The organism is Caloramator sp. Dgby_cultured_2 (assembly GCF_028872215.1).
In the GTDB taxonomy this organism is placed as follows: domain Bacteria; phylum Bacillota; class Clostridia; order Clostridiales; family Caloramatoraceae; genus Caloramator; species Caloramator australicus.
This window is the reverse complement of record NZ_CP118396.1, coordinates 470,001-490,301: the sequence shown is the minus strand read 5'-3', so window position 1 is coordinate 490,301 and position 20,301 is coordinate 470,001. Positions and strand designations below refer to the sequence as shown.

The 20,301-nt window shown below is 31.5% G+C and carries 26 protein-coding genes, 9 pseudogenes and 1 riboswitch; of the genes and pseudogenes, 6 read left to right on the top strand and 29 right to left on the bottom strand.

The genetic code is table 11. The features are described 5' to 3' along the window. The first annotated feature begins 52 nt into the window (after positions 1-52). Entirely contained in the window at positions 53-697 is a 645-nt protein-coding gene (pgmB, locus tag PWK10_RS03250; RefSeq protein ID WP_274767365.1) for a beta-phosphoglucomutase, read from the top strand. Between the two features lie 289 nt (positions 698-986). Here the strand turns inward: pgmB and PWK10_RS03245 are convergent. The 4 genes and pseudogenes from PWK10_RS03245 to PWK10_RS03230 all read right to left on the bottom strand — a co-directional run. Continuing rightward, positions 987-1,710 (bottom strand): annotated as a pseudogene (locus PWK10_RS03245) (energy-coupling factor ABC transporter ATP-binding protein); the annotation flags it as partial. 108 nt (positions 1,711-1,818) lie between these two features. Then, positions 1,819-2,481 (bottom strand): energy-coupling factor transporter transmembrane component T family protein, encoded by a 663-nt coding sequence (locus tag PWK10_RS03240; RefSeq protein ID WP_274767364.1) that lies wholly within the window; start codon positions 2,479-2,481, stop codon positions 1,819-1,821. Positions 2,482-2,492: 11 nt separating this feature from the next. After that, positions 2,493-3,496, bottom strand: a pseudogene (locus PWK10_RS03235) (energy-coupling factor ABC transporter permease). A 98-nt stretch (positions 3,497-3,594) separates the two neighbouring features. Next, positions 3,595-4,115: pseudogene (locus PWK10_RS03230) on the bottom strand (peroxiredoxin). 211 nt (positions 4,116-4,326) lie between these two features. Here PWK10_RS03230 and PWK10_RS03225 point away from each other — a divergent pair. From PWK10_RS03225 to PWK10_RS03215, 3 genes and pseudogenes are all read left to right on the top strand, one after another. Beyond that, positions 4,327-4,449, top strand: a complete 123-nt coding sequence (locus PWK10_RS03225) for a hypothetical protein (RefSeq protein WP_274767363.1) — start codon at positions 4,327-4,329, stop codon at positions 4,447-4,449. A gap of 245 nt (positions 4,450-4,694) precedes the next feature. Beyond that, complete coding sequence (locus PWK10_RS18340) at positions 4,695-5,114, top strand: hypothetical protein (protein WP_342455613.1); 420 nt, start codon at positions 4,695-4,697, stop codon at positions 5,112-5,114. Beyond that, positions 5,060-5,624: pseudogene (locus tag PWK10_RS03215) on the top strand (polysaccharide deacetylase family protein). The gene PWK10_RS18340 and the pseudogene PWK10_RS03215 overlap by 55 nt, the downstream one beginning before the upstream one ends. A gap of 32 nt (positions 5,625-5,656) precedes the next feature. Here PWK10_RS03215 and PWK10_RS03210 read toward each other — a convergent pair. From PWK10_RS03210 to PWK10_RS03110, 22 genes and pseudogenes are all read right to left on the bottom strand, one after another. Beyond that, positions 5,657-6,109: an SIMPL domain-containing protein gene (locus PWK10_RS03210; RefSeq protein ID WP_274767362.1), complete on the bottom strand. Its 453-nt coding sequence runs from the start codon at positions 6,107-6,109 to the stop codon at positions 5,657-5,659. Between the two features lie 161 nt (positions 6,110-6,270). Then, a pseudogene (gene tnpB, locus PWK10_RS03205) lies at positions 6,271-7,340 on the bottom strand (IS200/IS605 family element RNA-guided endonuclease TnpB). A gap of 2 nt (positions 7,341-7,342) precedes the next feature. Continuing rightward, positions 7,343-7,540, bottom strand: a pseudogene (tnpA, locus tag PWK10_RS03200) (IS200/IS605 family transposase); the annotation flags it as partial. Positions 7,541-7,628: 88 nt separating this feature from the next. Next, positions 7,629-7,904, bottom strand: coding sequence for a hypothetical protein (locus PWK10_RS03195; protein ID WP_274767361.1), 276 nt, complete (start codon positions 7,902-7,904; stop codon positions 7,629-7,631). Between the two features lie 75 nt (positions 7,905-7,979). Further along, positions 7,980-9,618 (bottom strand): annotated as a pseudogene (locus tag PWK10_RS03190) (Na+/H+ antiporter NhaC family protein); the annotation flags it as partial. A 90-nt stretch (positions 9,619-9,708) separates the two neighbouring features. After that, a riboswitch (Lysine riboswitch) is annotated at positions 9,709-9,885 on the bottom strand. A 110-nt stretch (positions 9,886-9,995) separates the two neighbouring features. Beyond that, positions 9,996-10,325: a tRNA-binding protein gene (locus PWK10_RS03185; protein WP_274767360.1), complete on the bottom strand. Its 330-nt coding sequence runs from the start codon at positions 10,323-10,325 to the stop codon at positions 9,996-9,998. Positions 10,326-10,364: 39 nt separating this feature from the next. Continuing rightward, complete coding sequence (gene mgsA, locus PWK10_RS03180; RefSeq protein ID WP_274767359.1) at positions 10,365-10,733, bottom strand: methylglyoxal synthase; 369 nt, start codon at positions 10,731-10,733, stop codon at positions 10,365-10,367. 352 nt (positions 10,734-11,085) lie between these two features. After that, positions 11,086-12,306 (bottom strand): annotated as a pseudogene (brnQ, locus tag PWK10_RS19370) (branched-chain amino acid transport system II carrier protein). Between the two features lie 206 nt (positions 12,307-12,512). Further along, complete coding sequence (locus tag PWK10_RS03170; RefSeq protein WP_274767358.1) at positions 12,513-12,659, bottom strand: hypothetical protein; 147 nt, start codon at positions 12,657-12,659, stop codon at positions 12,513-12,515. 28 nt (positions 12,660-12,687) lie between these two features. Continuing rightward, a complete protein-coding gene (locus PWK10_RS03165; RefSeq protein ID WP_274767357.1) occupies positions 12,688-13,101 on the bottom strand; it encodes a CDP-alcohol phosphatidyltransferase family protein in 414 nt (137 codons plus the stop codon). 1 nt (position 13,102) lies between these two features. Further along, positions 13,103-13,324, bottom strand: coding sequence for a TOBE domain-containing protein (locus PWK10_RS03160; RefSeq protein ID WP_274767356.1), 222 nt, complete (start codon positions 13,322-13,324; stop codon positions 13,103-13,105). A gap of 91 nt (positions 13,325-13,415) precedes the next feature. Next, the gene (locus tag PWK10_RS03155) at positions 13,416-13,799 is read right to left on the bottom strand and encodes an ABC transporter ATP-binding protein (RefSeq protein WP_274768083.1); all 384 of its coding nucleotides are present in this window, start codon (positions 13,797-13,799) and stop codon (positions 13,416-13,418) included. 108 nt (positions 13,800-13,907) lie between these two features. After that, on the bottom strand, positions 13,908-14,123 hold the full coding sequence (locus PWK10_RS03150) for an ATP-binding protein (protein WP_274767355.1): 216 nt from the start codon (positions 14,121-14,123) through the stop codon (positions 13,908-13,910). A gap of 140 nt (positions 14,124-14,263) precedes the next feature. Next, positions 14,264-14,821: an ABC transporter permease gene (locus PWK10_RS03145; protein WP_274767354.1), complete on the bottom strand. Its 558-nt coding sequence runs from the start codon at positions 14,819-14,821 to the stop codon at positions 14,264-14,266. A gap of 120 nt (positions 14,822-14,941) precedes the next feature. Beyond that, positions 14,942-15,337: an ABC transporter permease subunit gene (locus PWK10_RS03140; protein WP_274767352.1), complete on the bottom strand. Its 396-nt coding sequence runs from the start codon at positions 15,335-15,337 to the stop codon at positions 14,942-14,944. After that, positions 15,306-15,539 carry a hypothetical protein gene (locus PWK10_RS03135; RefSeq protein WP_274767351.1) on the bottom strand — a complete coding sequence of 78 codons (234 nt, stop codon included), beginning with the start codon at positions 15,537-15,539 and terminating at the stop codon, positions 15,306-15,308. The genes PWK10_RS03140 and PWK10_RS03135 overlap by 32 nt, the downstream gene beginning before the upstream one ends. Positions 15,540-15,797: 258 nt before the next feature. Continuing rightward, on the bottom strand, positions 15,798-16,364 hold the full coding sequence (locus PWK10_RS03130; protein ID WP_274767350.1) for an ABC transporter substrate-binding protein: 567 nt from the start codon (positions 16,362-16,364) through the stop codon (positions 15,798-15,800). Then, complete coding sequence (locus PWK10_RS03125; protein WP_274767349.1) at positions 16,358-16,519, bottom strand: hypothetical protein; 162 nt, start codon at positions 16,517-16,519, stop codon at positions 16,358-16,360. The genes PWK10_RS03130 and PWK10_RS03125 overlap by 7 nt, the downstream gene beginning before the upstream one ends. Before the next feature lie 87 nt (positions 16,520-16,606). Beyond that, a complete protein-coding gene (locus tag PWK10_RS03120) occupies positions 16,607-16,987 on the bottom strand; it encodes a hypothetical protein (protein WP_274767348.1) in 381 nt (126 codons plus the stop codon). 18 nt (positions 16,988-17,005) lie between these two features. Then, positions 17,006-17,188 (bottom strand): hypothetical protein, encoded by a 183-nt coding sequence (locus PWK10_RS03115; RefSeq protein ID WP_274767347.1) that lies wholly within the window; start codon positions 17,186-17,188, stop codon positions 17,006-17,008. 27 nt (positions 17,189-17,215) lie between these two features. Next, positions 17,216-17,293 (bottom strand): annotated as a pseudogene (locus PWK10_RS19365) (hypothetical protein); the annotation flags it as partial. A gap of 29 nt (positions 17,294-17,322) precedes the next feature. Then, positions 17,323-17,691 carry a TVP38/TMEM64 family protein gene (locus tag PWK10_RS03110; protein ID WP_274767346.1) on the bottom strand — a complete coding sequence of 123 codons (369 nt, stop codon included), beginning with the start codon at positions 17,689-17,691 and terminating at the stop codon, positions 17,323-17,325. Positions 17,692-17,888: 197 nt separating this feature from the next. On the opposite strand from PWK10_RS03110, the gene PWK10_RS03105 reads away from it, so the two are divergent. Together PWK10_RS03105 and PWK10_RS03100 are read left to right on the top strand one after the other, a co-directional pair. Further along, complete coding sequence (locus PWK10_RS03105) at positions 17,889-18,425, top strand: LysM peptidoglycan-binding domain-containing protein (protein WP_274767345.1); 537 nt, start codon at positions 17,889-17,891, stop codon at positions 18,423-18,425. Positions 18,426-18,436: 11 nt separating this feature from the next. Further along, positions 18,437-18,673 (top strand): hypothetical protein, encoded by a 237-nt coding sequence (locus PWK10_RS03100; protein WP_274767344.1) that lies wholly within the window; start codon positions 18,437-18,439, stop codon positions 18,671-18,673. A 109-nt stretch (positions 18,674-18,782) separates the two neighbouring features. On the opposite strand, the gene PWK10_RS03095 is transcribed toward PWK10_RS03100, so the two are convergent. From PWK10_RS03095 to PWK10_RS03085, 3 genes are all read right to left on the bottom strand, one after another. Then, the gene (locus tag PWK10_RS03095; protein ID WP_274767343.1) at positions 18,783-19,211 is read right to left on the bottom strand and encodes a hypothetical protein; all 429 of its coding nucleotides are present in this window, start codon (positions 19,209-19,211) and stop codon (positions 18,783-18,785) included. A 38-nt stretch (positions 19,212-19,249) separates the two neighbouring features. Next, positions 19,250-19,486 (bottom strand): hypothetical protein, encoded by a 237-nt coding sequence (locus tag PWK10_RS03090; protein ID WP_274767342.1) that lies wholly within the window; start codon positions 19,484-19,486, stop codon positions 19,250-19,252. A 198-nt stretch (positions 19,487-19,684) separates the two neighbouring features. Next, complete coding sequence (locus PWK10_RS03085) at positions 19,685-20,065, bottom strand: PH domain-containing protein (RefSeq protein ID WP_274767341.1); 381 nt, start codon at positions 20,063-20,065, stop codon at positions 19,685-19,687. Positions 20,066-20,301: the final 236 nt, after the last annotated feature.

The following is a 20,301-nucleotide window of genomic DNA, read 5'->3' as shown; positions in this document are numbered from 1 at the left end:
CAAAATCGTTTTTGGTATAATTTAAACATGATTTTCAGGAAGGAGGACAAAAATGATTAAAGGATGCATATTTGATTTGGATGGTGTTGTAGTTGATACTGCTAAATACCACTATCTTGCTTGGAAAAGGCTTGCTAATGAATTAGGCTTTGAATTTACTGAAAAGGACAATGAAAGGCTTAAGGGAGTTAGCAGAATGAAATCCCTTGAGATTCTTCTTGAAATAGGAAATTTATCCTTTGATGAAGAAACTAAACTAAAGCTTGCCGAAAAGAAAAATAATTGGTATGTGGAATACATATCGAAAATGGATGAATCTGAAATTCTTCCAGGAGTTAAGGAGTTTTTATCTCAACTTAAGGAGAATGGATATAAAATTGCATTAGGTTCTGTAAGTAAAAACGCAATGATAATACTTGAAAATACTAATTTAAAACAATACTTTGATGCTATAATCGATGGAAATAAAGTAACAAAGGCAAAACCTGACCCTGAAGTATTTTTAAAGGGAGCAGAAGAGCTCAATTTAAAACCCGAAGAATGTATTGTTTTTGAGGATGCAATAGCAGGAATTGAAGCTGCAAGAAGAGCTAACATGAAGGTTGTTGGAGTAGGTTCAAAGGAAATTTTAAAGGATGCTGATATGGTTATAGAAGGGTTTAAAAATGTATCAGTAGATATAATTAAGGCACTCTAATCGAGTGCCTTCAGACTGTTGAAAAAGTTGTTTTTGTAAGCCCCGTGAAGGATTTCCCTGGCATTCGCTCATTTCGCTAAGCAATTCTAAGCTTTTCTTTGTTTTCAAAGTCCTACCCTCGTGAGCCGACATCCGTGTCGGCCACTCGGCTCTGCACGTCCGTGTGCAGAATTACGGACTTTTGAAAAGTCGAAAAGCAAGAATTGCTAAAGCTTATGAGAGATGCCTTTTGAAATCCATTCACGGGGCTCTTGCATAGACTAAACATCAATGAGGGTTTGTCAATAGTCTGAAGGCAAAAAGGAAGTTCAAGACCGCATTCTTCAAGAAGTTTTTTATCTGTCAGAATATCCTTTGTATTACCATCAAAAACTATTTTCCCATTCTTTAAAAGTATTGTTCTTTTACAGGTTTCTAATACTAAGTCTAAGTCATGGGTTGCTATTATTTTTGTATGTTCAAATGAATTTAAAATATTTATTAATCTTCTTCTTGCCCCTGGATCTAAAAAGGATGATGGCTCATCCATAAGTAAAATATCCGGTTCCATAGAAAGAACCGTTGCTATTGAAACCATCCTTTTTCTCCTCCGGATAACTTGTAGCTAAACTTATTCTTAAGATGTAGGGCACCTACCCTTTCTAAGGCTTTATCTACTCTTTTTCAATTTCAATTTCATCTATTCCATAATTTCTAGGGCCAAAGGCTACATCATCGTAAACTGTATTCATAAAGAGCTGATCATCTGGATTTTGAAAACAATATCCTATTCTTTGTCTTATATATTTTAAAGTCTTTTTAGTCAGCTTTGTCTCTCCAATTATTATATCGCCATTGGTAGGGATTAATAGGCCCGATAAAAGCATTAAAAGGGTGGATTTACCTGCACCATTGGCTCCTATAAGTCCCACTGACTCGCCATGGGTTATTCTAAAGCTTATATCTTTTATTACTTCATTTCCTTGAGGATATTTAAAACTTACATTTTTAAGTTCAATCATATGGTGACTCATGTTACCACTCCTAAAATTAGCTCAGAGAATTTAACAACATCAAAAACATTATAAGAACAAAATAAATAATCCAAAGTATTAAAAATATAATATCCTTATTAGCAAAGCTTATTTTTTACCTATATTAAACTCTCCGTTGAATCCCCTTAGGATCATTGCATTATAAATATTCTTTGCTCTATCGTAAACCCTTAGAAAAAATCTTCCTAATATATTTCCTGCAAACTTTAAAGATATGCCCCCTTCACTTGACCTTAGCTCATAGGCATTAACTGATGTAATTAATTCCTCCGTAAAAATCAAAATATATTTATATGTCATCATAAGCTGTAAAACAAATATTTTAGGAACTTTTAAAGCTAAAAGCCCCTTTGCTATGTTGTCCATTCCAGTCGTTGCAATCAAAAGAAGGGAAGATAAAACTGTTAAAATGGATTTTATCAATAAACTTAAAAAAATTAATAATCCGTGTAAATTCCTTTCTATTAAAAGATTTAAAAAGCCTATCCCTAATATAAAAGGTAATGATATCACTGTTCTTTTCAATAAAGGTGCAATAGGGATGTCAGATAGAGAAATAATAATAACAGGATATAAAAAGAAGGGAATTAGCCTATTAACTTCATAGCCTTCTAAAGACACAACGCATATTATATATATTAAAGTTACCAAAATCTTTACTATAGGGTTTATCCTGTGGATTAAGCTTTTCCCCTCTGAACATTCATCTAAAAATCTAATTTGTCTTAATGAATAATTTAATTTAGACATACTATCACCGATTATACATTATTAGTCTTTTTAAAACGCTTTATTGCGTAACCTATTAATAAAATTACTCCTAATGTTGCTGAGCTTCCTAAAATTCCCGATGTGCTTGTTCCAATTTTCCCATCGGAATTTTCTTTAGCATTTTTAAAATTATAATCTGGCATTATTGAAACTTTTTCTTGAAGTTTTCCAAAATACTGATGAAAAGCCCCTTTTGCTTCTAGTTCTTCACTGCCTGTTGTTTTTAATATAGACCATTCTAAACCATCTGGATAACTAGATGCATACCAGGATAAAATTCCACCTGTTAAAGCAGTTATTAAAATAAAGGAAACTAAAATCTTTTTATAATTTAACTTTTCATTATGTTCTTTTTCCTTATCCTCTAGAATTTCAGGTTGAACTTTATAAACATAGCTTACAACAAAGGCTGTTATTATTCCTTCTACTATTCCAATCGCAAGATGTATAGGCTGCATAAGCAAGAGGAAAGTTGTAAATGGAAGTTCTGTTTTTCCTGACAACACCGTTTGAAGAACTACACTAAAGGCTCCAAGCTGTAAACTTACAATAGCAGATAGTATTGATGCTGTAAATATGTTCTTTTTGGAATATCCCTTTGAAATTATCTTTTATAAATAAAAGGATAAGCTATAAATGCTGAATAAAATCCTAAATTAAATACATTGCAACCGTATGCTAAAAGGCCCCCATCAGCAAACAAAAGTGCTTGAATTAAAAGTATTGTTGCCATAGTTATAAATCCTGCATAGGGACCTAACAATATTGATAATAGCAATCCTCCACCTAAATGTCCAGAGGAGCCTGTCCCTGGAATTGTAAAATTAATCATCTGTGCAGCAAAAACAAATGCGCCCATAACTCCCATAAGAGGGATCTTTTTGTCATCATATTCGTATTTTATTCTTTTAATAGAGTAACCAATAGTAGCTGAAGTTGCTATTATCATACTACCTCCAACCAATGGTGAAATTAAAGCATCTGACATGTGCATAAAAACCCCTCCTTAAAACAATAAACCCACGAAGGTTAAACCCTTCGTGGGCTTTTCTAAATTTAATTTATCACACCATAAACTTAAAGTCAATACTTTTATAGAGTTTCTTCACCTGGATGCCAATCAATTGGACAAAGTCCTCCAGTTTGAAGTGCAGCAAGAACTCTCAATGTTTCATCAACGCTTCTACCAATGTTTAAATCATGGATAACAGAATATCTAACATTTCCTTCGGGATCTATTATAAACAATCCTCTTAAAGCAACCCCATCTTCTTCTACAAGCACACCAAAGTCTCTTGAAACTGTCTTTGTAAAGTCAGAAGCAAGTGGAAAATTGATCTTTCCAAGGTCACCCTTAATCCAAGCTTGATGTGAATATTCACTGTCAGTGCTTACTGCAAGAAGCTCTGCATTTAATTTTTAAATTCATCTACCCTCTTGCTGTAACCTGTAATTTCTGTTGGACAAACAAATGTAAAATCAAGTGGATAGAAGAACATAACAAGCCACTTTCCTTTATAATCATCAAGTTTAACCTTTATAAATTCCTGTCCGTCGCCACTAACCGCCTTCATTTCAAAATTTGGTGCTTTTTTACCTACTAGTCTTTCCATAGTGTTACCTCCTTAAAATTTATATTAATTAATAATTATTTTCTATTAATATTATATATCTTTTGTTTGTAGTTTACAAGTATATTTTTCCCTATTTTATAAAAATAATTTTAAAAAGCAGCTAATTTTAAGAAAGTTTATTTAACAACGAATATTTTTATAAAATTAGTTAAAAATAAGTAAAAGAAATATAATATTTGGAGGTGTAAATATGACAAACATTACACCAACAATTGGTTGGGGTTGGTGGCTTTTACTTCATATTATCGCTATTCCTCTACTTCTTTATATAGGAAGTTCAATGATAAGAAGAGAAAGAAATAGGGAGGTATAAATATGTATACTCCAAGAATGGGATGGACTTATTGGATTATACTCCATGTTATTGCTATTCCTTTGACAATTTACATTGGAACTTTATTTGGAAATAGAGAAAGAACAAGGGCAAAATAAAAAAACTCCACCAGGCAAATGGTGGAGTTTTTTATTAAATCAATAAAATTTCTATTTTTATCCTGTTGATAATTATATGCCTTTTGATGCAAAATAAGTTTAAAAGCAAAAGAAAGGAGAAGACCGATGAAAAGATTTCTTTCACTTATAATTGCATTATTTATGTTAACATCTTGTAAAAGTAAACCTTTAGATATAGCAAAAAATTCACCAAAGCCTCCAAGTTTAAATGAGCAAAATAAAGAGATTAAAGAGGAAACAAAAAGCATAACAGGAAATGAAAGCAATAAAGTTATCAATGAGACCTCACCTGAAGACGTAAAAGATTTAGAAACAGTAAAGAAAACTGATAATGAGATGATCGACAATAAAGAATACGATTTTGGACTTTCACCCAGCAGAAACCATATGCCCCCTGAAATACCAAAGGCAATGCAAGAAATGTTTAAAAAATATGATGCCTATTATCTAGGAGATACAACCAAAAAGAAATTTACCTTACCTTTGATGAAGGTTATGAAAATGGCTATACCTCTCAAATTTTAGATATCTTAAAAAGAAAAACGTAAAGGCTGCATTTTTGTAACAAGACCGTATATTAACCAAAACAAAGAACTTATTAAAAGAATGGTTGAAGAAGGGCACGTTGTCGGTAACCATAGTTCTACCCATCCATCTATGCCTTCTAAGGCTACAGATTTTAATAAATTTAAAAAGGAAATTGAAGATACTGAATTAGCCTTTAAAGAGGTTACTGGGCAGGAAATGCCAAAATTTTTTAGGCCACCTATGGGTAAATTTAGCGAAAGATCCCTCTATTATACTCAAAAATTAGGATATAAAACTGTATTTTGGAGCTTTGCCCACAAAGATTGGCTTGTTAATGAGCAGCCGCCTGTAGAAGTAACAATTGAAAGGGTTATGAATAGATATCACAATGGAGAAATAATGCTCCTTCATGCTGTATCTAAAAGCAATACCGAGGCTTTGGAAACCATAATAGATAAACTTCACGAATTAGGATATGAGTTTAAACCATTAACCGAATTAAAGTAGGCACTTTACTTTAAATAAAGTGCCTACTTTTTTTAATCCTTTATTTCAAACTCACAATTTACTACGGCTGTTATCTCTTTATTTATTGACATAGTATCGAATATTCCGTAATCGGATACTTCCGTAGAATAAGGTGCTGTAATTTGAAAAACACCCATTTTCGCTGATTTTAACTTGCCTATTTTAATCCCTGTATTTTTGGCAATTTGTTCTGCTCTTTGCATTGCATCCTTGGTTGCAAGCCCTAACATATCCACCTTTAAGTCAGCAATTTTTGTGTAATAATATTGTGGAGGATAAGATTCAAACTGAACTCCTAAATTTATAAGTTCTGTAGCCTCCCTAGATATTTTAGTAAGTTCATCTACATCATTAGAAGTTATCTCTATTGTTTGAGATAATCTGTAGCTTTCTATTTTTGTTGATTGCATTCCGTTAGGAAGTATCTCGTAATTTGTCATCGTAACAATAGAAGAAAAAATCATATCTTTTTGTTTATACCTTTTGATAAAAGATACTCTCTGACCTTCTCCTGACTATCTTGTGAACTACCCCCACTTATAGAAGTGGTGGCTTCGTGGTCAATACTCAAAGCGGAGTAAGTTATCCCACGCTCAAAGGGCTGTTCCTTCCCCATATATACCAATCACATGGCTAATTTTAGCAAATTCTTGCTTGCATTTATATCTCTATCATGAACTGCACCACATTTTGGACATTTCCATTCTCTCAATGCTAAATTCTTTACATCAGGATTTTTATATCCACATTCACTACATGTTTGACTTGATGCATAATTTTGTGGTGCTATTATTATTTCTCTGCCATACCATCTTGCTTTATATTCTAACATCCTTCTAAATTCTGCCCATGATACTTCTGTTATTGCTTTGGCTAATTTATGATTTTGTTGCATATTCTTTACCTGTAAATCTTCTAAAACTATCACTTGGTTTTCGTGTATAATTTTAGAAGATAATTTGTGAAGAAAATCTTTTCTTTGATTTGATATTTTTTCGTGTAGTTTTGCAAGTTTTTGTCTTGTCCTTTCATAGTTTTTACTTTGCTTTTGCTTTCTTGATAATGATTTTTGTGTAATTTTAATTCTTTTTTCTGTTTTTCTTAACCATTTTGGATTTTCTACCTTTGTTCCATCAGATAAAATAGCAAATTCTTTAATTCCTAAATCTATACCTACTTTTTTATCTATTTTAGGTAATTCTTTAATTTCTTCTTCTACAAGTATAGAAGCATAATATTTGCCTGTTGGCGTTTTTGATATAGTTACGAATTTAATTTTTCCTTCAAATTGTCTGTGTTGTTTTATTTTTATTTTTGTCTTTAACTTTGGAACTTTTAGATAACTACCTTCAAGTGTTACTGTTCCATTTTGATTATTTGTAGTATAAGACTGGTAACCTTTCTTTTTCTTGAACTTTGGAAATCCTGTTTTTTTATCTCTAAAGAATTTTTTATATGCTTTTTCTAAATTAAGTTGTGCGTTGGAAAGTGCAAGACTATCTACTTCTTTTAGAAAAGAATATTCTTTTTATATTGTGCAGGTGTATTGTTTAGCATTTCTCCTGTTTTTTTATAGTATTCTATTTTGTCATGTAGCATTTTGTTGTATATAAATCTTACACAACCAAATACTTTAGCAAAATATTCTTCTTGTTCTTTTGTTGGATATATCCTGTATTTATAAGCCTTTAGCAAAGTTACACCTCCTTCCCTTGCTTTTCTATATATTTTTCAATTACTTCAATTGAAACCCCACCTGTTGTAAGTAAACAGTAGCTTCTTGACCAAAAATATTTTTTCCATAATTGCTCTTTTATTTTAGGATACTCTTTCTTTATCAATCTTGATGAAGCACTTTTATATACATTTATAAACTTAGACAACTCTGTATCAGGAAGTTCTTCTACTTCTGTTTCTACAAGTAAGGAATTATCAAGCAACATTCATCACCCACTTACAGAAGTGGACGACTTCTGTTGCTGTTTAGTTAAAAATATATGTCATCATTTGAATTAAAAACAAAACTGCTGCTCCAATAGCATCTCCTAAAAATCCAAACAGCCACACTTTGACTATGTTATTTTTATAAAAACTCCCAAGTTCATATCCTTCCCTGCTTAGCCTATACATATAAAAACAAAATATAACAACTAAACTATCGATTATAAAATTTCCAATTAAAGTTAAAAGTATAATTGGTGGCAAAAACAAAACAAACCACAATGGAAAAATTATATTATAAATTTTCATATCCTTCATCTAAAATTCCCCTTAGTTTAATACTTAAGTTAATTATAGCACAAAAAGAAAAGGAGCCCAATTTAAAGCTCCTTTTTATAAATTAATACTTTCATTTATAGCCTCTACTTCGATTTCTTCAACTGGACTTCCAACAAAACGAACCAACAAATAACATACAAAGCTGCCCAATAATAATACTAAAACTACAGGAACATTAAAAGATACTGGTAAATATCCAAAAAGAACCGTAACGATAGCAATTGTAATTGCATAATATAACTGCGTTCTTACATGGTGAAGATGGTCACACATAGAACCCATGGAAGAAAGTATTGTTGTATCTGAAATAGGAGAACAATGATCTCCAAATATAGCCCCTGTTAAAACTGCTCCTATGCTCACTTGTCATATAGGTTGCATCAGGCGAAATGCTATTGGCTAACGGAATAACAAGGGGCATTAAAATTCCCATCGTTCCATAAGATGTCCCAGTTGCAAAGGAAATTATAGAACCTAATATAAAAATTAAACTTGGAAGTAAAAACTTTGGAATAGCTCCAGATAATATACTTGCTAAGTATTTTGCCGTTCCAAGTTCCTTTATTGTTCCTGAAAGGGACCATGCAAGCAGCAATATAACTCCAGTTATAATAAGTGATTTTACACCCTCTATCCAAGTATCTATTGCTTCACTTAATGTCATAATTCTTTGACTTACAGCCATTATAATCGCAATTATACTGGATAACAAGGCTGATTGGAAAAGAACAACACTAGCATCGGAAGCTCCGAATATTTCTCTTATTGAATCAAAGGATAATGGTGTATTTTTTATAAGCTTAATAAGCTCCTTATCGTCGCCAGACATTATCCCTGTATAGCCGCTATAATAAAATCCTAAAAAGGCAAATAATATCAATGAACCTATTGGAATTATTGCATTCCAAATGCTTAACTTAATCCCTTCCTTAGGTTCAAGGTTTGATGTTTCATTTGAAACCATCGGCTTTGCATCATCTGCAAGAACCTTTCCTAATATCCTTGCCCTTCTTTCTGCATCAAGCATGGGGCCAAATTCCCTTGCAAGAAGTGCTGTCAAAACAATGAATAGCAATATAAATATATTATAAAATCTATAAGGAATTGTTGAAACAAAAACCCCAAAGGCATTAACATCTTGTCCAATTTGAGAATAACCATTTTTAATAAGGCTTATTTCATAACCAACCCATGTTGAGATTATTGCAATTCCTGCAATAGGTGCTGCTGTTGCATCTATTATAAATGATAATTTCTCTCTTGATATTTTCATCTTATCTGCTACTGGCCTCATAATAGGTCCTACAATCAACGAATTAGCATAGTCATCGAAGAAAACTAATATTCCAAGAAGCCATGTTATTATTTGTGCACTCTTAGCTGTTTTAGCTCTTTTAGAGAGGGATTCTGCAATTGCCTTTGCTCCGCCCATCCTCGATACAACAGCAATTAAACCTCCAATCGTAAGGCATTGCAGGATAACCCCCGCATTCCATTTATCAGCAAGGGAATTTAAAATCTTATCGACTAGGCCTAAAAATGCATAGAAAAAGCTTAAAACAAATCCATGGGAAGGCAAACTTAAAAGATATGTTCCGGTAAGAACACCAATCAAAAGGGATAATACTACATTTTTGGTTCTAAATGCCAAGATAATGGCAACAAGGGGTGGTAAAAGTGTAAAAATTCCTAACATAAAAAAACTCCTCCTTTTTTAATATTTTTCTAGGAGGAGAGTCCATCACAGCAAGACATAAGATGTCCAAAAATATACATCCTGTCCTTGCATGATAGCTCTCCACAAACAATGCGTTTGTGACAGTGCTACATATGTTCTATGTAGCCCCAGCCATAGAGCCTTAAAGCTTCAGCTCTACGCTTCGGCGGTGACTCCTTTCCTATATCCTCATCGTGCTTACCTCAGATACATGCTCTTAGGCACCGCGCCTCTATCATGACCAACGCATATTGAGTTATATAGTAAATATTTTGTTATAAAATCGACAATTTGTCAAGGTTTGTAAATAAAGTTTTAAAAATATCAATTTTATGAATATTCAAATTTAAAATTCATCCTAACTTATCTCCTTTATCAACCGGACGTTCAGGCTGAATTAATACAACCCCTTGCTCTGCATATACTCCTAAAACCAAAACCTCAGATATAAAATCTGCAATTTGCTTTGGTGGAAAATTAACTACACCTAAAACCTGCTTGCCAATAAGTTCATCTTCTTTATAGCATTCAGTAATTTGTGCACTAGATTTTTTTATACCAATTTCCTTTCCAAAATCTATCCATAATTTATAGGCAGGTTTTTTAGCCTTTTTGAAATATTCAACTTTTATTATTTCACCAACTCTAATATCTAATTTCATAAAATCTTCGAGTGTGGCCATACAAATGCCCCTCCCAATAAATTAGAAATCTTACTTGTTTTAATTGCTTTTCAAATACTTTAAAAACAATTCCGCTGTTTTAAGATTTGTAGCAAGTGGGACATCATGAACATCACAAATTCTTAGAAGGGCTGTAACATCCGGTTCATGTGGCTGAGCTGTTAAAGGATCCCTTAAGAATATAACCATATCTATATCCCCTTGAGCAACTAGTGCTCCAATTTGTTGGTCACCACCGTAGGGCCCTGATAGAAACCTGTGAACATTAAGGCCAGTAGCCTCAGCAATCAACATCCCTGTCGTCCCCGTTGCAAATAATTCGTGTTTGTCAAAGATATCAATATATTTCTTTACAAAGCTTACCATATCATCCTTTTTCTTATCATGTGCAATTAAAGCAATCTTCATTAGAAAATTCACTCCTTTGTTAAATAAAATTAATCTCTTGTTTATTTAAATTATACATTTGTGACTTTTTACAACATAAAATTTAATTTAATTTTTGTTATTTTTATAAAAATAGCCTTAGCTGTTCACTAAGGCTATTATACCGCCAATCAAAATTAGCATAAATATAATAATTAACACAAATGTCTCCATATGGTCGTCTTGTAGTGCCTTATATGCATACTTTAAACATATAAATACAGTCAATCCTATAAAGAAAAAGTAATATCCCAAAAGCCCTACAGCTTTTATTGCAATTTTTGCCAAAAATTTAAACACAGTAAATTCAGGAATGATTTTAGGAAAAACTCATTCAAGCAAAACAACTCCTAATCCAATTAATGTTGTTTTTTCTAATTCTATGTCCGCTAAATAACGTGGCTACTAGAAAAGCAATTAAAGCTGGTATTAGCCATCCAAAGCCTGAAATTGCAAAAGGTAGTTTATATAATAAATTTTGAACATCTTGTAATTTGAAACCAATAGCTGCAAGCCCATCAATTATGCTTATTATCAAAGTAATATAAACTGCTACCGCATAAGCATTTTTATTCTTTATAAACTCATCGAAAATATTTAATATAATAAGAACTATAACCACCGGATAAACTGTAACAAGCAATGGGACCGCAATTTTAACTATTTTTTCCACTCCAAAATTAGAAATAATAGCACTAAAAATAGTAACTGCAATTACAACAGATTTATAGGTTAATCTGTTTTTAGTTAGCTTTGAAAAAATTCTCCTGCAGTTGCTGTAAGACCAACAGATGTAGTAAGACAAGCAAATCCAACAGCAAGCCCAAGAGCAATCTTCCCAAAGTTACCTAATATTATTTCAGTAATTGCGATTGTTAATTCTGTTTTAGATATTTCACCATTAAACAATCCTGATGCCGTTGCGCCTAAATACATAAGTCCCCCATAAACAATTAAAAGTCCAAAGGCAGCAATAGCACCAGATAAAACCGTAAGTTTTATTTGTTCCTTTTTATTAGTATATCCTTTACTTACAACGCTTGCAATAACGATACCTGAAAATACTGTTGATGCTAAAGCATCCATAGTTTGATAACCCTCTATAAAAGCCCTTGAAAATGGATTTGATATATCTGTAGTTATAGGAATTCCTATTGGGGAAAGTATTCCTTTTACTATAACAATTGATAGCATCAGTAACAAAATAGGTGTTAATATTTTCCCAATCTTATCAATAACGGAAGATGGATTTATTGCAAAATATAAATTTATCGCAAAAATATAGTGGTAGCTAAATATGGATTAACATTTGGAAAAATAGGTTTTATCCCCATCTCATATGTAGTTGCCCCTGTTCTAGGTATTGCTAATAATGGACCAATTGCTAACATTATTATTACGCCTAACCATTTACTAAAAGAATTTCCTACTTTCCCAGCAAATTTCTCAAAGTTTCCTTCGTTTTTGACATTACAATGATTCCAATCAGTGGTAAGCCGATGCCTGTAAGTGCAAAACCTAATAGTGCTAAATACCATTTACTGCCCGTAAGCAATCCTATAAATGGCGGAAAAATTAAATTACCTGCTCCAAAAACATTGCAAAAAGTGCAAGTCCAATTACTAAAACGTCGTTAAATTTTTTCATGAATAAACCTCCTACGTGATTATATTTGTTAAATAGATTTAACATTTAATATTATAATAAGTCAAATAAACATTTTCAAATAAAAAAGCCCCGACAAAAGGGGCCTTATTTACCTTATTTAGCTAAGTTACAATACGCCTCTTTAAATCTTTGAATAGCTGTATAAAATATCAAAAGAGCAAAAATCAATGCTAATATATCAACGTATTTTGTAAAAACAATCATTATAGTAAACATAATAAATCCTTCCGTTCTTTCCATGAGACCAGCCTGATAATAAAAAGTCTTCTCACCCTTTTTTTCTGACACAGCACCAACAGTTAAAAATATAGTCATAGATAAAATTATACTGCAGGCTAAAGCCAAAAAAAGTTAGGATTTTTGAATACTTTATCGATAAAGAAATTATCAATGAAATTTCCACCAAACGGTCAAACACTATATCCATTACAGTTCCAAAGGGTGATGAGGTTTTTGTTTTTCTTGCTAAAGTGCCATCTACTGCATCTAAAAATCCAGATAGCCATAAGAATAATACTGCTAACACTTTAGGTAATTCAAAATAAATTATAATTGAAGGAAGCAATCCTACTACAAAAGCTAATAAAGTAACCCCGTTAGCATTAAAATTTGAATTTATAAAAAAATTTGCTCCCTTTTCAAATAAAGGCTGGACTACTTTTCTTGCTTTTGTGTCTAACATTTTATGCCTCCTTAAAATATACTGCATTATTGAAATCTAAAGAAATATATACGTAATCTTCTTCATTAAAGTTTTTGTCCATTAATGTTGAACAACAAATAATTTGTCCATTTATTTCTATAAGATAATTTACTTTATCACCCAAATAAGTGCTTTTAATTATTTTCCCTTTAAGGCAAGATTTTTCTTTTTGACTAATAATTATTTGTTCAGGTCTTAACATAAAGGTCACCTTAGTTTTATCAGGCAAATTAACGTTAAAGGTGCCTAAATGTGTTATAAATTTCCCATTTTCAATACTGCCTTTAAAATAATTAGTCCTTCCAAAAATCTGCGACCTCCATTGATGAAGGTTTCTCATATATATTCTTTGGGGAGCCATATTGCTTTATTTCGCCTTCAATCAAAATTGCTACTCTGTCGGATAAAGAAAGTGCCTCTTCTTTATCATGGGTAACCATTATCGTTGTGATATTCAACTTTTTTTGTATCCCACTTACAAATTCTTGTAAATTCTTTCTTAGAACTATATCTAATTTTGAAAAGGGTTCATCCAATAAAAGAACCTTTGGCTCTACAGCCAAAGCCCTAGCTAAAGCAACCCTTTGTTTTTGACCTCCAGATAGCTCATGGGGATATTTATTTTCATATCCGCAAAGTTCCATCATATCTACAAAGGTTTTAACTTTATTTTGTATTTCTTCTCTGCTCTTTTTCTAATTTTCAAACCAAATGCTATATTATCATAAACTGTCATGTGGGGAAACAGTAATATATTTTGGTCAACTAAAACTGCATTTCTTTTTCTATAGGAATAAAGTCAACTTGTTGTCCATCAAAGTAAATACTTCCCTCATCAAAGGAAATAATTCCTGCAATACGTGTAAAAGTGTAGTTTTACCAGATCCGCTTGGACCAAGTAAAGCTACGAATTCTCCTTCATTGATAGTTAAATTTACACTATTTAAGACATTCTTTTCTCCAAAGGATTTTTTAATATTATAAAGCTGAACTTTTGCCATAATTACCTCACTTTACATTAAGTATTCGTTTTTTATTTCATATAATTTGCCCAAAATTATATCAGTTATTTTCAAAACAATTAAAACAGATAAAACAAATATTACGCTTAATGCAGAAGCTATGGTCCTATCTCCCGATTCTAAAAGGGAAACAACAACATAGAATATGTGAGTATTCTACCTCCACCAATTAGAAATGTTACAAAATATTGTGTAAAGGATATAATATAAATAATGCTCCCTGCCACAATAAGTCCAGGTTTAATTAAAGGAATAGTGATATCCCTAAAAACTTGAAATGAAGATGCTCCTAAAGTTCTTGCTTGAAGTTCAAAACTATTTCCATTAAATTCAAATACATTTGTCAATATCTTAACTCCATAAGGAATTCCTAAAACAATATGTATTAGAACTACACCCAAATATGTGTTTGCTAATCCTAAGCTGACAAAGATTAAGTGAATACCTAATGCTGCTGGAAGAATAGGAATGATTAAAGGAAGAAAAATTAATATCTTTATAAATTCTTTACCCTTAAAGCTGTAAAAAGCAAGAGCTCTTGCTGCAGGGACGCTGATTAAAAGAGTTAGGACAGTTACAATAAATGATAAAAGCATGCTATTTAACATTATTTTAAATATTTTATTAGAAGAATCAAAAATATAAAAATATGCTCTTAATGTAAAATCATGAGGCAAAATCTTCGGCCAAGGCCAAGATGCTGATATACTCCAAAAAGCATAATTAAAATTGGTAAGAATAAAAGTGAAATAATTAAACCTGTTAATAATCCTTTAATTTTCATGTTAACCCACTCTCTAAAGCTTATTATATTTTTTAACAAGTCTTTGCATAAATATATAAATTATTGCAATTATTAACGATAAAAAAGTAATAAACATGTTTATAGCCATAGCATAAGGTCTATCATATAAATTAATGCTTTTGTAATAGATATAAGCCATTATTGGCAATGCTTTAGGTGAAGATGGCCCTAATAGATAAGGTATTTCAAAAGCACCAAGCGAAAATGTAAAAAGCATTAAAAATCCCAAAAGGATAGTTGGCAAAGTTATTGGAAGCAAAATTTTTAAAAATATCTGTAAAGGCGATGCCCCTAAATTTGCTGCAATTTTTGAATATTTTACATCTGCTTTTTCAATGTGTCGTAAGTTATCAAAGTTATGAAGGGAGCCCCTTCCATGTATATGCAATTATTATCCCAACCCCTTTTGCATCAAACAAGACCTTATCAAAAGCCTCAATATTGCTTATAAATCCCAAATTATAAAAAAGCCTTGGAATCCACCCGCTTTGAGTAAATAAAATAAAAATCAAAAGAGCTACAACCGTATGCGGAACAATTATAGGTAATTTATATATATTATAAATTTTATTTTTATTATTTAAAATCAAATAAGCTAATAACACTCCAAAAACAACAGCAAAAAAGAAGAAATAAATGATATATATAAACTAAATTTCAATGAACTTATAAAGCTTGGATTTTTAATTATATCTTTAAAATATCTTAAAGTAAATGTGTAAAGACCTATTGCAGGGAAATATCCCAAACTCTGAAGAAGGCTTGATAAAATTCCAAATATAAAAATACCAATAATAAATATCAAAACTGGTAATAACAAAATATAAGGATATAAATTCTTTAATAAATTATTCATTTTTCAATACAACTTCCCTCCATAGCTCCTCTATAATTGGAACAAGTTCAGCCCTAATCTCTGGAATTCTACGTTTTAGAAGGATATCCTTATGAATTACGCCTTCCCTAATATTTATATCATCAAATAGCCTTCTTTCATTTTCATCCATCAATTTATAATCAACAACAGGTAAATCACCCCAAACCTTTGGATCATATTTTGAAGCTTGGGCCTTAGGAGATAAAAGATAGTTAATTACAACTAAGGCACCTGCCTTATTGGGAGCATTAAATGGAATTGCAAGAAAATGGGTATTACCAATCATTCCTTTATCAAAAACAAAGGATCTAGTCGTCTTTGGGAAAATTCCCTCCTCAATTTTAGTTACCGCATGAAATGGAGCATAATTCATAGTTAAATATACTTCCCCATCGGCAAACATATTATCAAGTTGTGCAATAGAAGCTGGATAGGTTTTTCCTTGTCTCCAAAGGTAGGGCTTTAATTCCCTAAGATATTCCAATGCAGGCTTTATTATCTCTTTAACCTTTTCTTTTTCTGGTTCAACATTTAACAAAGCATCGCCCCCACTATATCACAAATTATATTTCTAACAAAGGCACTCCCTGTAAAATCAGTAACATCTGGATATGTAATTTTACCTGGATATTTTTGCAAGTTCAAAAATTCTTTATGGTTTTTAGGTAAAAATCTATTTTTTAGTGTCTGCAATCAAAACCATTTGTGCTCTTCCATAGGGTGCCTCATACCCCTCAACAGGATATCCAAAATCATATGAAATATCTGTTGAAGTTTTATCTATATATGCATTAAAATTAGGTAATTTTTCAGTGAAGGGGCCAAACAAAAGTCCATTTTTTTGGCAGAATAGAAATTCTCTCCGTTAATCCAAACTATATCTATAGTTCCTTTACTATTTAGTTGTTTTTCATTTAATAGCTTAGGTAAATATTCATTAGGAAGCATGGGAACCCTCTCTAATGTAATATCATATTTTTCCTTTAATTCCTTTGCAACTACACCATCAAACCATCTATTAATATTTTCATCCCCACCCCATCCGTAAAAGGTTACAGTAGTTCCCTTTGCAATTTTTAAAATATCATCCCAACTTTTATCTAAAACGTTTTCTTCTATGTTTTTGTTGCACATCCTGTAAACAAAATAATGAATACCCATAAAATTGCTATTGTTTGTTTAAATTTCAAAATCATCTCCTCCTAAATCCAAATCCTTTTTTCTTGCTAAAAATTTAGGAATTCGGGATATAATAAATAAAATCGTTCCCGCAGCTAATAACTTTAAAAAGAGAGTATTATTAAATCCATTTTGTGCAATATCTCCAGCCATATATGCATAAATAAAGGCCCCTGGTGCCATCGTTATAAATGATATCCCAGTATAGGTTGAAAGCTTTATATTTGTTATTCCATAGGCATAGTTTTGTAAATTATATGGAAAAACTGGAACTAGCCTCGTTAAAATGAGAAAATCCCTACCATTTTTCTCAAACCCTATTTCAATTTTTCTGAATATAGGGTTATTGCCGAATTTTTAGTTATAAAATCCCTTGCAAAATATCTCGCAATCAAAAAGGCTACAGAAGCACCAAGTGTTGCACCTATTAGAGCTAATATAGCCCCTTTTATTGGTCCAAATAAAACGCCTCCACCAATTGTTATTACACTAGCAGGAAGCGAAAAAACTGCTGCCAAAATATATACTAAAATATATATTAAATATCCAAGGCCTCCAGAATCCTTTATCAGTTCTTTAAATTTATTTATATCCCTAATAGAATCAATTAATCCTATAGAATATGCAAAGTAAAAAATAAGCATTAATGCAAATAACAATATTAGTTTAGATATCCTCTTATCCACCATAATCCCCCTATCGTATTTCATAACTATAATTTTATCAAAATAATTTCCCTTTTCAATTTGGTGGTAAAAATTAACTATAGATATTCATAATAAGTCAACTATGTTTTATTATCATGATAAATACATTTTTCATGAACATAAAATTTCACCCTACATATAATAAAATAGAACTAATATGTTTGTATGGTGATATTTTGAAAAGGAACGACTCTTATCAAAATAACAAAGATATTGACAATATGCGTGCCCAAATTCCCGAGAGATGTCGTGTAGGTTTCCAAAGGTATACTGTTGTTGCTGGAGATACAATAGAAAAGATTGCTAAACGTTTTAATGTAACCGTAGACTTTTTAATTACTGAAAATCCTCATATACAAGATCCCAATAAGATTTTTCCTGGGGATGTTTTATGCGTTCCTGTTCAGCCTAAACCTGGTGAACCAAGAGTTCCAGAGAGTTGCCCATTAGGATTCAATCGCTATACTGTAAAGGCAGGGGACACTATAAGCAAAATCGCACAAAATATTGGGGTTCCAAATGATTTAATTGTTGTAAATAATCTTCACATACCGGATCCCAATGTTATATTCCCAGGTGACGTCCTTTGTGTTCCTGTTCCCCTTAAATTTCCAAGCTGTTCAATATTAAGGCCAGTAAATCCGGCGATGACAATTGCTTTTGGAAGTGCAATGGTTCAAAAATTCCTCCCAGCGAACATCAACTTACAATAGCTGGAATTAACTTGCCCCCACCATCAACCTTCGGTAATTTCGATGGATATGATGGCTTTGTAGGAATTCCTGGAGTTGGAGGATATGGTTTTTCTTTAAATCGTTGCCCTAGCCAATTTTTTAGTTTATGGATAGGAAGTATAACGCTTTTTCCATTATTATCAGTTGGAGATCAAGTATATGTAATTCCAAGTAACTCACAAACAGGTAGAACAGGACGTCCAATATTATCTGGATTATTAAAATAAGTTTAAAAAGCACTTTATTGAATATTAAAATATTCAATAAAGTGCTTCAAAATTTTTCTAAAGTTCCATCTATTATTATTGTTTGTAATGCATTGTTAATTCGATAATATTAATCAACTGCTTTAAGAATATTTTTGAAGTATATCCCTCTATATCCTATATATCCAGCTATTAGATACGCAACAGTTTTGGGCATCATCAAAAGGCCTATCATAGGATAAACATTGTAGAAAAGTATGACTGGCATATAACAAGCATACGATATAAATATCATAATACTTATCCATTTAAAGGTATTGTCCTTCAGTCTCCTAGCATCGTTATAAATTAAAAATGCAACTCCTAAACCTTGAACTACAAGAGGTGCATTTCTAATCAAAGACCAAGTATACGGCGGATTTAAGCTAGACCAATTGTTTTGTGGGAAAAGTAAAATAATTAATCTTAGAATGCCTGCTGCTATGAGAAAATACTGGAATACTCCAAATTCCCTTTTAAATCTATATTTCCAAATATATAAAAAAGCAATATAAAACAATGTTACAGTAATAGCTGTAGCTAAAGCACCATATCCTACTAGGGATGGATATTTTTCAAGCCCCCAAGCATGTATGCATAAGCTCTAAATCCAACGTGTCCTGTATCTCCTAATGCAAGTAGGAAAAATGCTAAAAGCAAGTATTCGCCAACCTTCTTATTTTCTTTTGGTAAACTCTTTTCTTTTAATTTCATACTAATAACCATTAACCATATAAGAAATAGATAAGTTAAATTAAATATTATTTCCGTTAAACCTCTTAGCTTTTCTGGCATAAATTATCCCCCAATTAATTTCTTTTACTAATATAAATATTTTTGTAATTCTTAATAAATACAAAATTTTCATTTAAATCTAACAAATTGATTTTATGATATATCAATAAAAAGTAATACTATATGAATCGTTTCAAAGCAGCTTTTATAAGGAGTGTAAAATTACCATAAAAATTACTTGAATATAACTTACCAAAGTTATTTTTTAGTCAACACTGCATTGGCAATTAACTTGTCAAATTTTCTTATATCAACACCTTTGTTTAAATTTATTTTTATATGTCCAGCTCTTGTCCACAATTCAACTTCTGCACTAAAATCCAAAAATCTTCCTGCATTTTCTGTTGACCACATATTTATTGATGAATAGGGTAAAGAATATATCTCTACTTTCTTTCCAGTTAATCCCTGCGCGTCTCTTACTATTAATCTCTTGTTTGTAAAGATTGCACTATCTCGCAATGTTTTATATGCTGCAATTGCCTCTTCACCCTCTACAAGTAAATCCTTAACATCGTCAGGAATAGGGCATTCACTTATAAAGGTCCATATTATTATTGGTGAGGTTTCATTTTGCATATAACCTCCCTCCTTTTAATTTTTACATTTTTCTAATTTTATTGTAACATTTTATGTTAAAACTTCAACATTATTCATGTAAGATTTTACTAAATTAGATAATCCATAATTCATACGCTATAAAAAATATGCTCCTTATTATGTTTGACAGCCTAGTATTAACTGTCTACCATAATAGGAGCATATTTTTCTAAATTACCCTAAATTAAGATATATAATTAAACATCTTGGACACG

Coding starts and splice junctions, on each gene's coding strand:
- PWK10_RS03210 (WP_274767362.1), bottom strand. CDS start 6,109: ATGATTTTTTCTTCTATTGTTACGATGACAAATTACGAGATACTTCCT.
- PWK10_RS18340 (WP_342455613.1), top strand. CDS start 4,695: ATGAAAAGATTTCTTTCACTTATAATTGCATTATTTATGTTAACATCT.
- PWK10_RS03090 (WP_274767342.1), bottom strand. CDS start 19,486: ATGCCAGAAAAGCTAAGAGGTTTAACGGAAATAATATTTAATTTAACT.
- PWK10_RS03195 (WP_274767361.1), bottom strand. CDS start 7,904: ATGAAGGATATGAAAATTTATAATATAATTTTTCCATTGTGGTTTGTT.
- PWK10_RS03170 (WP_274767358.1), bottom strand. CDS start 12,659: ATGGAAAGAACGGAAGGATTTATTATGTTTACTATAATGATTGTTTTT.
- pgmB (WP_274767365.1), top strand. CDS start 53: ATGATTAAAGGATGCATATTTGATTTGGATGGTGTTGTAGTTGATACT.
- PWK10_RS03160 (WP_274767356.1), bottom strand. CDS start 13,324: ATGTTAAGACCTGAACAAATAATTATTAGTCAAAAAGAAAAATCTTGC.
- PWK10_RS03165 (WP_274767357.1), bottom strand. CDS start 13,101: ATGTTAGACACAAAAGCAAGAAAAGTAGTCCAGCCTTTATTTGAAAAG.
- PWK10_RS03225 (WP_274767363.1), top strand. CDS start 4,327: ATGACAAACATTACACCAACAATTGGTTGGGGTTGGTGGCTTTTACTT.
- PWK10_RS03120 (WP_274767348.1), bottom strand. CDS start 16,987: ATGGGTATTCATTATTTTGTTTACAGGATGTGCAACAAAAACATAGAA.
- PWK10_RS03085 (WP_274767341.1), bottom strand. CDS start 20,065: ATGCAAAATGAAACCTCACCAATAATAATATGGACCTTTATAAGTGAA.
- PWK10_RS03150 (WP_274767355.1), bottom strand. CDS start 14,123: ATGGCAAAAGTTCAGCTTTATAATATTAAAAAATCCTTTGGAGAAAAG.
- mgsA (WP_274767359.1), bottom strand. CDS start 10,733: ATGAAGATTGCTTTAATTGCACATGATAAGAAAAAGGATGATATGGTA.
- PWK10_RS03185 (WP_274767360.1), bottom strand. CDS start 10,325: ATGGCCACACTCGAAGATTTTATGAAATTAGATATTAGAGTTGGTGAA.
- PWK10_RS03115 (WP_274767347.1), bottom strand. CDS start 17,188: ATGGCACCAGGGGCCTTTATTTATGCATATATGGCTGGAGATATTGCA.
- PWK10_RS03240 (WP_274767364.1), bottom strand. CDS start 2,481: ATGTCTAAATTAAATTATTCATTAAGACAAATTAGATTTTTAGATGAA.